The organism is Zavarzinia sp., from assembly GCF_049306435.1.
GTDB lineage: Bacteria > Pseudomonadota > Alphaproteobacteria > Zavarziniales > Zavarziniaceae > Zavarzinia.
Map to the genome: position 1 here is coordinate 36,900 of NZ_JBAQRT010000151.1, position 12,119 is coordinate 49,018.

General features: G+C 67.5%; 14 protein-coding genes. 9 read left to right on the forward strand and 5 right to left on the reverse strand.

Features of this window, described 5'->3' with window-relative positions:
* Window positions 1–5: 5 nt before the first annotated feature.
* Window positions 6–758, reverse strand: a complete 753-nt coding sequence (locus WAZ62_RS08390; RefSeq protein WP_422643070.1) for an esterase/lipase family protein — start codon at window positions 756–758, stop codon at window positions 6–8.
* Window positions 759–882: 124 nt separating this feature from the next.
* Between WAZ62_RS08390 and WAZ62_RS08395 the strand changes: the two genes are divergently transcribed.
* The 4 genes from WAZ62_RS08395 to WAZ62_RS08410 all read left to right on the forward strand — a co-directional run bounded on the left by WAZ62_RS08395 (window position 883) and on the right by WAZ62_RS08410 (window position 5,518).
* Window positions 883–1,455, forward strand: a complete 573-nt coding sequence (locus tag WAZ62_RS08395; RefSeq protein WP_422643071.1) for a glutathione peroxidase — start codon at window positions 883–885, stop codon at window positions 1,453–1,455.
* Window positions 1,456–1,540: 85 nt separating this feature from the next.
* Window positions 1,541–2,338: an esterase/lipase family protein gene (locus WAZ62_RS08400; RefSeq protein WP_422643072.1), complete on the forward strand. Its 798-nt coding sequence runs from the start codon at window positions 1,541–1,543 to the stop codon at window positions 2,336–2,338.
* Window positions 2,339–2,396: 58 nt separating this feature from the next.
* Complete coding sequence (locus WAZ62_RS08405) at window positions 2,397–3,653, forward strand: DUF445 domain-containing protein (protein ID WP_422643073.1); 1,257 nt, start codon at window positions 2,397–2,399, stop codon at window positions 3,651–3,653.
* Between the two features lie 152 nt (window positions 3,654–3,805).
* Complete coding sequence (locus WAZ62_RS08410; protein WP_422643074.1) at window positions 3,806–5,518, forward strand: putative bifunctional diguanylate cyclase/phosphodiesterase; 1,713 nt, start codon at window positions 3,806–3,808, stop codon at window positions 5,516–5,518.
* 65 nt (window positions 5,519–5,583) lie between these two features.
* Here WAZ62_RS08410 and WAZ62_RS08415 read toward each other — a convergent pair whose 3' ends face one another.
* Window positions 5,584–6,531: an alpha/beta fold hydrolase gene (locus WAZ62_RS08415; RefSeq protein ID WP_422643075.1), complete on the reverse strand. Its 948-nt coding sequence runs from the start codon at window positions 6,529–6,531 to the stop codon at window positions 5,584–5,586.
* Window positions 6,532–6,663: 132 nt separating this feature from the next.
* On the opposite strand from WAZ62_RS08415, the gene WAZ62_RS08420 reads away from it, so the two are divergent.
* The 4 genes from WAZ62_RS08420 (at window position 6,664) to WAZ62_RS08435 (ending at window position 9,189) form a co-directional block, all read left to right on the forward strand.
* Entirely contained in the window at window positions 6,664–7,314 is a 651-nt protein-coding gene (locus tag WAZ62_RS08420; RefSeq protein WP_422643076.1) for a CGNR zinc finger domain-containing protein, read from the forward strand.
* Between the two features lie 90 nt (window positions 7,315–7,404).
* The gene (locus tag WAZ62_RS08425; RefSeq protein ID WP_422643077.1) at window positions 7,405–7,947 is read left to right on the forward strand and encodes a GlcG/HbpS family heme-binding protein; all 543 of its coding nucleotides are present in this window, start codon (window positions 7,405–7,407) and stop codon (window positions 7,945–7,947) included.
* A gap of 144 nt (window positions 7,948–8,091) precedes the next feature.
* Window positions 8,092–8,343 (forward strand): hypothetical protein, encoded by a 252-nt coding sequence (locus tag WAZ62_RS08430; protein WP_422643078.1) that lies wholly within the window; start codon window positions 8,092–8,094, stop codon window positions 8,341–8,343.
* A gap of 159 nt (window positions 8,344–8,502) precedes the next feature.
* Complete coding sequence (locus WAZ62_RS08435; protein ID WP_422643079.1) at window positions 8,503–9,189, forward strand: DUF1223 domain-containing protein; 687 nt, start codon at window positions 8,503–8,505, stop codon at window positions 9,187–9,189.
* Here the strand turns inward: WAZ62_RS08435 and WAZ62_RS08440 are convergent.
* Complete coding sequence (locus WAZ62_RS08440) at window positions 9,186–10,073, reverse strand: AraC family transcriptional regulator (RefSeq protein ID WP_422643080.1); 888 nt, start codon at window positions 10,071–10,073, stop codon at window positions 9,186–9,188. The genes WAZ62_RS08435 and WAZ62_RS08440 overlap by 4 nt on opposite strands.
* 179 nt (window positions 10,074–10,252) lie before the next feature.
* Between WAZ62_RS08440 and WAZ62_RS08445 the strand changes: the two genes are divergently transcribed.
* Window positions 10,253–10,984 carry an SDR family oxidoreductase gene (locus tag WAZ62_RS08445; protein ID WP_422643081.1) on the forward strand — a complete coding sequence of 244 codons (732 nt, stop codon included), beginning with the start codon at window positions 10,253–10,255 and terminating at the stop codon, window positions 10,982–10,984.
* Here the strand turns inward: WAZ62_RS08445 and WAZ62_RS08450 are convergent.
* Both WAZ62_RS08450 and WAZ62_RS08455 read right to left on the reverse strand, forming a co-directional pair.
* Entirely contained in the window at window positions 10,915–11,760 is an 846-nt protein-coding gene (locus WAZ62_RS08450) for a haloacid dehalogenase type II (RefSeq protein ID WP_422643082.1), read from the reverse strand. The genes WAZ62_RS08445 and WAZ62_RS08450 overlap by 70 nt on opposite strands.
* A gap of 9 nt (window positions 11,761–11,769) precedes the next feature.
* Window positions 11,770–12,119, reverse strand: a 350-nt coding sequence (locus tag WAZ62_RS08455) for a cytochrome c biogenesis CcdA family protein (protein WP_422643083.1), incomplete at its 5' end; no start/stop codon positions are given.

Sequence of the window (12,119 nt, forward strand, 5' to 3'; positions counted from 1 at the left end):
AGCGTTCAGCGGGCGCTGATCCGGGCCTGGTGGTAGGGCCGCCACAGACCCTCGGGCTGGGCCAGCCGGTCGGCGATGATGCGCAAGCTCAGCGGGTTGTGGGCGAGGCCGAGGTGGCTGGAGAAGACTTCCACGCTTTCATGCATCGGGCCTTCCGCCTCGAGACAGGCCTGCCAGGCCACGAGGCCATCGCTTGGGCTGTAGATCGCCGTCGTCGGCACCGGGGGCGCCTTGGAGATCCGCTCGCGCATGGAGCCGACGGCGAGGCGCAGGGCCTCGATCAGGCTCATCGGGGCATCGTCGCTCAGCACGTCTTCCGAAGCCTGGCGCGTGGGCGTGCCCAGGGTGATGACGGCGCGGACCGCGCCCGGCCGGCTCTTGGCCGCCTCGCGGGCATAGATGCCGCCGACCGAAACGCCGACGAGGCTCACCCTGGTGCCGTGAAGATCGGCCAGATGGGCGACCCTGGCCTGCAGGATGGACATCACGTCGGGTCGGGGGCCCAGGTTGAAGCCCTGATCCCAGCCATAGACGGCGTAGCCCCGGTCGGCCAGGAACTGGCGCAGCGGCCAGGTGGCGATGTCGCCGGTCAGGAATTCGGGAATGACGAGGACGGGATGGCCATCGCCCCGTGCCGTCGCCGACAGGAATCCCCAACTGGCGGCGAGGCCCGCCAGTTCGAGGCCGGCCCTGGCTTCGGCCGCCAGCAGGAACGAGCGGCGGAAAAAGCTGAATGCGCTGGTGATACGGTCTGCCATGTCCTGCCTGTCGCGGCGTCGATCATGTTTATAATACGCCCAATGCCAACAAGGCGACTATCGCATCTGTCCGTCCTGGTGCATTGATGGACGAAAGGCGAAGACAAGGCCAAAGGAGAGCGTGATGCTGGGGAAACTCGGGAAAATCCTGTCCGACAATCCGCTGACCGGGATCGCGGCCGCCGTCGTCGACAAGGCGACCGGCAAGGCGCCCGCGGGTTCGGCCCATCAGTTCAGTTTCGAAGGATTGCGCGGCGGCGCCCTGCCTTTGTCGCAATTCGCCGGCAAGCCGCTGCTGGTGGTCAATACCGCCTCGAAATGCGGCTTCACCCCGCAGTACAAGGGGCTGGAAGCGCTCTACGAGAAATATCACGATCAGGGCCTCAACATCATCGGCGTTCCGTCCAACGATTTCGCCAATCAGGAACCCGGCGCCGCCGACGATATCGCCGAATTCTGCGAGATCAATTACGGCGTGACCTTCCCCCTCGCCGCCAAGGTGCCGGTGACCGGCGACGAGGCGCATCCCTTCTTCAAGTGGATCGCCGACGAGCGGCCGATGGCCCGGCCGCGCTGGAATTTTCACAAATATCTGTTCGACGGCCAGGGCCGTCTGGTCGAGGCGGCCGCGTCGGTCACCAGTCCGTCCGCGCTGGCGCCGGCCATCGAAAAACTGCTTGCCGCCCCGGCCAAATAGACCATGCCTTTACCGGTGAGTGGTCAAATGCTGGCGGAAAGCCGTGACGGCCCGTCGGCCGTCGGCATCGAGGCCCTGTGAAGTGATGCGCGCGATCGATAAAGACCCTGCCCCGCCGTCCACGCTGCTCGCCATCGCCGAGGTGCGGGCCGTCGCGGAATTGCTGCAGTCCATCCAGGCGAGCCCCCTGCTGCGCCTCGCGCCGCGGGGCGACGGTCATCCGGTGCTGGTGCTGCCGGGTTTTCTCGCCAGCGACCTGTCGACCGTGTTGCTGCGCCGTTTCCTCAAGCATCGGGGCTATGCCGTCCATGCCTGGGACCTCGGCCGCAACCTCGGCCCCAACGCGGCGGTCGAGGAAGGCCTGCGCGAGCGCCTCGTCGATATCGTGCGCGAGCATGGCCGCAAGGTCTCGATCATCGGCTGGAGCCTGGGCGGCGTCTATGCCCGGGAGATCGCCCGCGAGGCGCCGCAACTGGTGCGCCAGGTGATCACCCTGGGCAGTCCCATTTCCGTTGGCCCCAAATCGACCAACGCCTGGCAGATCTTCGAGCGCCTCAGCGGCCAGTCGGTCGACGATGTCGCGCAGGCCTATGTCGAGCGCCTGCGCCAGCCGGTCGAAGGCGTGCCCTCGACCGCCATCTTCTCGAAGTCCGATGGCATCGTCGCCTGGCGCGGCTGCCTCGAGGCGGATGGTCCCTTGCGCCAGAACATCAGGGTGCGGGGCAGCCATTGCGGCCTTGGCCACAACATGGCGGCGCTGTTCATCATCGCCGACCGGCTGGCGCAAGCGGAAGGCGAATGGAAGCCCTTCGTGGCCAGGGCGCCCCTGTCGCTGCTGCTGCCGGGGAGCGGCCGGCACCACGACCGGCTGGCATCCGCTTGACCGGACGGCCGGAATTGGCCACGACTGACAGATTATCGGCAACAACCGACCCGAGGCCATGTCCCAGACCCAGCCCATTCCCTTGAGCGACGACGAGAAGGCGGCGGCGCTGCGCCGCATGAAGATCATGGCGGGATCGATGATCCTGATCATGGCCGCCATCTTCCTGGCCAGCCGCTTCCTGGCGCCGATCCTGCCCTGGATCGAGATTCCGGGCGCCTTCGCCGAGGCGGCGCTGGTGGGCGGTCTCGCTGACTGGTTCGCTGTAACCGCGCTGTTCCGACACCCCATGGGCATTCCCATTCCCCATACGGCGATCGTGCCGCGCAATCAGGCGCGTATCGGCAGCACGCTGGGCCGCTTCGTCGCCAACAATTTCCTGAAGCCCGAGGAGGTGACGGCGAAGCTGCGCCAGATCGACCTGCCGCGCATCATCGCCGACTGGCTGGACAAGCCGGAGAACCGCCAGCGGGCCGCCGAGCGCATGGCGAAATCCGTGCCCGGGATCCTGAACGCCCTCGACGACGAGGATGTCGGCCGTTTCCTGCAGACCAATCTGTCGGCCCGGGTGAAGGATATCGGCGTCGCCCCGATCCTCGGCCAGATCGTGCAATTGCTGACCAACGAGGGGCACCATCAGCGCCTGCTCGACGAATTGCTGGAGCGGGCCGCCCGTCTGGTTCATGACAACAAGGAGTTGATCGAGAAGCGGGTGGACGAACAATTGCCGCGCTGGCTGCCCAAGGCGGTCGATCGCGCGGTCTATCAGAAGGTTCTGGCCGCCCTCGACAGCACGCTCGAGGAAATCCGCAATCCGGAAGGTCCCTGGCGCCAGCAGTTCGACGAAGCGACCAAGGCCTTTGTTCACGAACTGCGCACCAGCCCCGAGATGCGGGCGAAGGGCGAGGAAATCCTGCACCGCCTGCTCGGCAACGACACGCTGAAGCAATATTTCCGCGATATCGCCCGCAGCCTGAAGGAGCGTATCCAGAGGGATGCCATGGCCGAGGATTCGGGCCTGCGCCGCCAGATCGACAGCGCGATGCGCGTCTATGGCGAGACCCTGACCCGCGACCCGGCGATCCGCGAGACCTTGCAGCACTGGATCGAACAGGCGGTGAATTCCACCGTCGTCGGCCGGCGCGAACAGATCGGCGAATGGATCGGCTCGATCGTCCAGAAATGGGACCCGGACACGATCGTGACCAAGCTGGAAACCCAGGTCGGCCGCGACCTGCAGTTCATCCGCATCAATGGCACAGTCGTTGGCGGCCTGATCGGACTCGGTCTCTATCTGGTCGAGCGCGTGATCTGAGCGCGGCCGATATCTCGGCAGGTCACACGCAAACCTACTTGCATTTTGCGAGCGGCGGACCAAAGGTTGTCAGGTCGGGCAGACGCGGCCAGATCGACGGTGCCTCAGGCTCGTGGATTCACTGGCTGCGTTGGCGTGGCTGAGGGTGCTCCATGACGGATATCAATCGTGCCTTGCCGTGGTCTATCAGCGCCGAGACGCTGTCCCTCGTGCTCGACGCCGTTCCAGCCCCGGTGTTCATCATCGACCGCCAGCACAATATTCCTTTTGCCAATGCGGCCTTCTGCCAGTTTTTCGGAACTTCCCGGGAACAGATGCGGGAGGATGGCGACGGCGCCGTTCTGAGTCCCGAACAGCGCGAGGCGGTTCACCGGGTTGACGATCTGGTCTTCGCGAACGGAATGCCGATCGACAACGAGGAAGTGGTCACCGACGGCCGTGGCGGGTTGCGGGTCGTGCACACGTCGAAACATCTCATCCATCTCGAAACGCCCGAGGGGCGCACGCCCTATATCGTCGCCCACATCCTCGATGTGACCGAGGTTCGCGAGACCGAGGCCAAGGCACGTTTCCGGGCCGAGCACGACGACCTGACCGGCCTGTTCAATCGCGCGCAGTTTCTCGCTCACCTTTCGGTGCTGATCGATGGGGATGCGGGGAAAGGCAAGCTGGCGGCCGTCGTCATGCTCGATGTCGATGGCTTCAAGGCGGTCAACGACCGGCATGGCAGCGTCATCGGCGATGAATTCCTGCGCACCGTCGCCCGCAGGTTGCTGGGGCAGGTCAGAAACACCGACCTGCTGGCCCGCATCAATGGGGACAGTTTCGGCATCATCGTTGGCGACTTGCGCCAGCCGAGCGACGTCGACCGCCTGGCCGAGAGGATACTGGCCGCGGTCGGCGCGCCGATGTCGCTGGGCGGGCATCCGTTCTCGCCATCGATTTCGGTCGGTGCCGCGGTCTATCCGATGGATGCCGTCAATGCCGAAAACCTGATCCGGCTGGCGGAACAGGCCCTGAACCAATCCCGTCAGCGTCGGCGCCATGCCTATCTGCGCAGCGACGGCGCCAATGCCGATGTCGTGGTGGCACCCGATCACCAACTGGCCGACGACATGCCCGGCGGTCTCGCGCGCGGCGAATTCTTCATGGTGTTCCAGCCCCAGGTCGACGCCAAGACCGGGCTGACCACGGGGTTCGAGGCTTTGGCCCGGTGGCGCCATCCGGAACGGGGCCTGATCTCGCCCGAGATATTCATCGGCCTCGCGGAGAAATCGGGGTTTATCCACGAATTCGGACGCTGGGTTCTCGAAGAGTCCTGCCGACAGGCGGCGGGCTGGCCCTGGCCGCTCCGGGTGGCGGTCAACGCATCGCCCATCCAGCTCGAGTCCGAGGATTTCGTCACCGCCGTGGCCGAGGCGCTGAAAAGCACCGGCCTCGACGCCCGGCGCCTGGAAATCGAGGTAACCGAGACGGCGCTGCTGGGCAATACCGATCAGGTGATCGAGGTGTTCGAGCGTTTGAAATCCCTGGGCGTCGCCATCGCCCTCGACGATTTCGGCACGGGGTGGTCGTCGCTGGCCACTCTCCAGAGGTTTCGCTTCGACCGGCTGAAGATCGATCGCAGCTTCGTCGAGCGTATGGAATTCGACACGCGGTCGCTGGCCATCGTGCGCGCCGTCCTGAACCTCGGCCAGGCGCTGGACGTGCCGGTCACCGCCGAGGGCGTCGAGCATCCGGGACAGTTCGCGGCGCTGAAACAGCTGGGCTGCGCCGAGCTTCAGGGCTTCATCCTGGGCCTGCCGGAGGTCGAGGCGAGCCTGGTGCCGGTGGTTCCCTGGACCTCCAGGGCCAGGGAGGCCTGAACGGAAGGGATGCGCGCCCGCGCCCCGACTCCGTCGTCGCGGAACCGGGTGCGGGCGCGCGCCTCTCAGCGTTTCAGCTTGCGGTCGAGAAAGTCGTGGACCAGCGCCGCGATTTCCGGGCCGCGGCTTTCGAGGGCGAAATGCCCGGCGTCGAGCAGATGGATTTCCGCCGTCGGCTGGTCGCGCCGATAGGCTTCGGCCCCCGCCGGCAGGAAGAAGGGATCGTTCCGGCCCCAGGCCGCCAGCAGGGGCGGATGCTGCGTGCGCAGGTAGCGCTGGAATTCGGGATAGAGCGCGACATTGCTCTGATAATCGCCGAACAGGTCGAGCTGAATCTCGGCATTGCCAGGCCGGGCCAGATAGGCCGCATCGAGCGCCCACGCATCCGGCGTCAGGATCTCAGGATTGGCAACGCCATGAGTATATTGCCACTGCACCGTCTCGGGTTTCAGGAAGCCGCGCAGCGCCTCGCGGTTGGCGTCGGTCGGGTCTTTCCAATAGGCCTGGATCGGGTTCCAGCCATCGCTCAGCCCCTCGAGATAGGCGTTGCCGTTCTGCGAGACGATGGCGGTGATCCGCTCCGGATGGCGCAGGGCGAGGCGGAAGCCGACCGGCGCGCCATAGTCGAAGACATAGATCGCGTAACGCGACAGCGCGAGGCGTTCGGTGAAGGCCTCGGTGACCTTGGTCAGGTTCTCGAACGTATAGGCGAATTCGCCGCGCGGCGGCGCGACGGTCTGGCCGAAGCCCGGCAGGTCGGGGGCGACCACGTGATAGCGGTCGGCCAGCGCCGGGATCAGGTCGCGGTACATATGCGACGAGGTCGGGAAGCCGTGCAGCAGCAGGACGGTCGGCGCCGCCGGGTCGCCCGCCTCGCGGTAGAACATGGTGACGCCGGCGACGTCGACGGTGTGATAGCTGGTGGCATGGGCCGGCGCCGGCGTCGAAGCCGCCGAGGCGTCGAGCGGCGACAGGCAAGCCGCGGCCAGCAGGGAAAGTGCGATGAGGCGCATGGGGAACCTTTCGGGGTAGTAACCATTGAACATGGCAAACAACAGTTACGGCGAATGAGGTAACTTGTAAATCGGAATTTACCGGTTATGTTTGTGTCGGCCGGATATCGCCGGCCCTCCCCGGAGACCGCGTTGCCGGACCTGCGCCCCGCCCCCTTTTTCATCGCCGACGATCCGGCGCTGGATTTTCTCAATTCCATCGCGTCGCCCGCGAGTACGCCGGTCGAATGGATCGCCGACGGGCGCGACCTGCTGGACTGGATGGTGGCGGCTGGCCTGTTGCCGGCGGAAGTTGCTGCGCGCTACCGCGCCGAAGCCGTGCTCGACGAACTCGATTCCGTTGCCGCCCGGGCCCGGGCGCTGCGGGAATGGTTCCGCAGCCTGATGGCGGCGCATGCGGGGAAGCCGGCGGAGCCGGCGCTGGCCGCCGAAATCGAGCCACTGAACCGGTTGCTGCGCCGGGATATTCGCCATCGGGAAATCGGCCTTGCCGAAACGGTCGCCGGGGCGGAGGCAGGACAGGGGGTGCTGCATTGGCGCGACATCCGCCAGTTCGCCGCGCCAGATTCTCTGCTGGCGCCGCTGGCGGAGGTGATGGGCGATCTGCTCTGCCGCCGCGACCTGACCCTGGTGCGCCCCTGCGAGGGGGTGGGGTGCACCCTGTGGTTTTTCGATGCCAGCAAGCGCCATGGCCGGCGCTGGTGCAGCATGGCCGCCTGCGGTAACCGGGCGAAGGCCGCCGCGCATCGGAATCGGCATCGTCCGAATCTTCGCTGCGACTAGATGGCGCGATTGATAACCTTTAAAATATAATATAGAAGGTTATTTGCGGTCGGCCGCCGGGGCCGATCCCGATCTGTCCGAGGTAACGACATGAAGACGATATTGTTGCGCGCGGCCGCCCTTGCTGTCGCGGGTGTGGGGGCGCTTGCGCCCGCGATGCAGGCGGAAGCCCAGGTGGCGAAAAGCGGGGCGTTCCTGCCGCTGTCCCTCGCGATCGAGGCGGCGAGCGCGGCCATCGCGGCCTGCGAGGCCGGCGGCTACAATGTCTCCGTCGCCGTCGTCGACGCCTCGGGGGTGGTGAAACTGCAAGCCAAGGGCGATCACAGCACGATCCACACCAGGGATTCGAGCTTCCGCAAGGCCTATTCCGTGGTCACCCTCGGCCCCGTGTTCAAATTCGAGACCAGCGGCGATCTGGCGGCGCTGGTGGCGAAGAGCCCGGCGGGGCCGGCGCTGGCCTCGCTTCCCGACATTTTGCCGCTGGCCGGTGGCGTCGCCATCAAATCGGGCGACGAGATCATCGCCGCCATCGGGGTCGGCGGCGCGCCGGGCGGCGACAAGGACGAAGCCTGCGCGCAGGCCGGCGTCGCCCGCATCCGCGACCGAATCCCGACCGGTCCCCATGCGTCCTGAGGCGCGAAAAATTCTCCAGCCCGCGGCGTAACCTCCCGCTGCGCTTCGGCGAACCTGTCAATACGGCCCCGGAGACGCTCGGGGCCGTCGGCGGATGAAAAGGAAACCGCCGCCCCCCACCCCCGATGTTATCTGGAGCATACCATGAGCAGGACCGGTCTTACTCTCGCCGCGGCGGCTGCCGCCCTCTTTTCCGCCGGCAGCATGATGCTGGCGCCGGTCGCGGCCCATGCGGCGGGCGGCGTGCATTGCGTCGGCGCCAATGCCTGCAAGGGCCAAAGCGCCTGCAAGACCGCCACCAATGCCTGCAAGGGCCTCAACGAGTGCAAGGGCCAGGGCTTCGTCGAACTCGACAGCAAGGCGGCCTGCGAGTCCGCCGGCGGCCACGTCGGCTGATAGCGGAGGGATCGCGGCCCCGCATCCCACGGCCGTCCGGCGCGCACCCCCCGACGCCGGACCGGCCAGCGCGGTCCACGATCTTTCCCAGCACGGATCCGGCGCGCCCCCCGGATCCGTGCGCCCCTTGACCCAAGGGCGCGGACAGGAGAATTCGCCATGCGTCTCGCCGCCCTCGCCCTGCTGCTCGCGGCCGCCGCGCCCGTCGCGGCCAACGCCGGCAAGCCCGTCGTCGTGGAACTTTTTACATCGCAGGGATGTTCGTCCTGCCCGCCCGCGGACGATTATCTGCGCAGTCTCGCCACCTCCGGCGACGATGTCCTGCCCCTGGCCTTCCATGTCACCTACTGGAACCAGCTCGGCTGGTCCGATCCCTATTCGCTGGAAGCGGGCACGCAACGTCAACGTCTCTATGCCACGCTGCTCGGCCAGCGTCAGATCTATACGCCGCAGATGGTGATCGACGGCCGCTGGCAGGCGGTCGGCTCGGATCGCGCCGCTGTCGGCCGCCTGATCCGCGACGCCGCGGCGAAGACCCAAGCCGTCGCCATCGAGGCGCGGCGCGATGGCGCGGAACTCAGCATCCGCATCGGCGCGTCCCCGGCAGCCGGGCGCGGCCTGGTCCTTCTCGTCGGTTACGATCCCGAGCATCGCACCGCTATCGGCCGGGGCGAGAATGGCGGCCGCACCCTGACCGAGGCCAATATCGTGCGCAGTCTCGATATCGCCGGCGAATGGCGGGGCGAGAGCCTGGGCCTTCGGGTCCCCCTCGGCGATGGCGCGCGCTTCGCCGTGCTGCTTCAGGGCGAGGACGGACGCATCATCGGTGCCGCCCGCGCGGATTAATCGACGGCCAGGACGGCCGGCGCCGCCTTCAGCCGGGCGATGTCCCGCACCGGCGGCGCCCCGAACAGGCGGCGATACTCCCGGCTGAACTGGGACGGGCTTTCGTAACCGACGGCGTGGCCGGCGCTGGCGGCGTCTGACGCCTCAGCCAGGATCAGGCGGCGGGCTTCCTGCAGGCGGATCTGCTTCTGGAACCGCAACGGGCTCATCGCCGTCACCTGCTTGAAATGATGATGTAGCGCCGACGGGCTCATGCAGGCGATGGTGGCGAGTTCGCCGATCGACAGGGGCGCGGCGTAATTCTCCTTGATCCAGGCGATCACCCGGTTGATCTGGCGCATCCGACCTTCGCCGGCGGCGATCTGGCGCAGCCGCGCGCCCTGCTCGCCCCGCAGCAGGCGATAGAGGATTTCCCGCTCCGCCAGCGGCGCCAGGGCGGCGATATCGCCCGGGCTGTCCAGCAGGCGAACCAGCCGCGTCGCCGCGTCGGTCACCGCCGCCGTCAGGGTGCTGATGGCGATGCCCGGCAGGGGCATGGCCGGCGTCGGCGTGGCGTCGGTTTCGAGGATCAGCGCCGCCAGCAGGCCGGGATCGAGATCGAGCCGCAACGAGGCATAGGGCGCCTCGGTCACCTGACCGGCGACGGGCGTGTCGATCGACACGATCAGGTAGCGGTCCGGGTCATAGACATGGACCGCATCCCCGCTGATCACCCGCTTGCTGCCTCGCGCGACGATGCACAGCGCCGGCCGGTACAGCACATGGGTCGGAGACGAGGGCCGACGGGCCGCGAACAGATGCAGGCGGGGAATGGTGGTCGTCAGACTGCCGTCGCCGCCGGTGAATCGTTCAATAAGGTCGGCCAGGGCCGCAGCCGTCGTCATGATGAAAGCCCTCCCTCGCCGGGACCATGTGTGCCGGCATGGTTCACCGCCGGGCCGTCCGGGTCAAGCGCGGCGGGAGGATCGTGCAAGGATCGTCGAGGATCGATCTACCGCCGACTTTCACCGGGGGAGCATGGTGTCCCGGCGCCGCGATGCGACGCAAGCGAAGGAATGCAGCCATGACCACCATCGACAAGATCATCCTGATCACTGGCGCCAGCAGCGGCATCGGCGAGGCCGCCGCCCGGCTGCTGGCGGCGCGGGGCGCCCGTGTCGTCCTCGGCGCGCGCCGCGTGGATCGTCTCGCCCGCATCGTCGACGAAATCGGGGGCGCCGGCGGCCAGGCCCGGGCGATGGCGCTCGATGTAACCGATGCCGATCAGATGAAGGCTTTCGTCGCCTTCGCCGAGGCCGAATTCGGCGCGCCCGGCGTCATCGTCAACAATGCCGGCCTCATGCCGCTGTCGCCCATGGCCGCCCTGAAGACAGCGGAATGGGACCGCATGGTCGATGTGAACATCAAGGGCGTGCTGAACGGTATCGCCGCCGTGCTGCCCGGCTTTCTCGGGCGCAAGGCCGGCCATGTCGTCAACATCGCCTCGATCGCCGCGCACCGGGTGATCCCGACCGCCGCGGTCTATTGCGCGACGAAATATGCGGTTCTGGCCCTGTCGGAAGGCCTGCGCATGGAAAGCCCGGATATCCGCGTGACCGTGGTCAGCCCCGGTGTCGTCGAATCCGAACTGTCCTCGACGATCACCCATGAAGCGACGCGCGAGATGATCGAGAATTATCGCGCCACCGCCGCATTGACGGCCGACGCCATCGCCCGCGCCATCGCCTATGCGGTCGAGCAGCCCGAGGATGTCGACGTGAACGAGATCATCGTCCGCCCGACCCGGGCCACCTGAGCCTGGGCCAGCAAGGCCGTCGCGAGGGCCGACATGCCGGGCACCGTTACCTCGGCCCCGGCATCCAGCCCCTCCGGCGGCAGGCCCGGGCGGTTGAGCCAATAGCTGCGATAGCCGAACCAGCGCGCCCCCGCCGCATCCCAGCCGGCGGAGGCGACGAAGCCGATATCCCCCGCGGGCAGGCCGAAGGCCTCGGTGCCGAGGGCATAGGCTTCCCGGGCCGGCCTGTAGGTTCTGGCCGTGTCGGTGCTGAGCACATGCTCGAACAGGCCATCGAGGCCGCTGTTGGCAAGGGCGCGGTCGAGGAAGGCGCGGGTGGGATTGGTGAGCACGGCGAGGCGATAACCCGCACGGCGCAGGGCGCCGAGGGTAGGTGCGACGTCCGGAAAGGCCCCGATGGCGGCGAAAGCGCCCAGCAGGCGCGCACGATCCGGGGCGTCGAGCGTCAGCCCGAGCGAGGCCACGGCGAAATCGAGGGCCCCGGCGATGCAGGCCTCGAACGGGGCATAGCGCCCGGCCGCAACGCGCAGCCAGGTATATTCGAAGATATGGCTGCGCCAGGCGGCGGACAGCGCAGCGCCCTTGCCCGGAAAAATCTCCTCCGCCTGGGCGAAGACCGGGCGGAGATCGAACAGGGCGAAGCCGTCGAACGCCAGCGCCTTCGGCCGGGGCGCCGCCAGGGCCGGGCACTGGCCGGCCACCAACAGGGCGGCCGCCCCGGCGCCGAGCAATCGGCGGCGGTCGAGCGCGAGCGGATGCAATGTCACGGATTTCATGGGCGGCCCTCAATATCGGGTGGTCAGTTCGGTCAGCCAGACCGGCGAGAGATCGACCAGGAGGGTTTCCACGCTGCGGTCGATCCCGCTGAGGATGAAGAGGCCGAGCAGACCGAGCATGACCCCCAGCAGCCGCTTGCCGCCCTTGCCGGCGCCGAGCAGCCGGCGGTGCCAACGCATCATCGCCTCCCGCGAGGCAAGGCCGATCAGGACGAGGGGCAAGCCCGCGCCGATGCCGAAGGCTGTCATGACCAGGGTGACCTGACCGAGGTCGCGGCCCTGCGCCGCCAGCACCGAGGCCGCCCCCAGCGTCGGCCCGACGCAGGGTGACCAGACCGCGCCCAGCAGCAGGCCGAGGC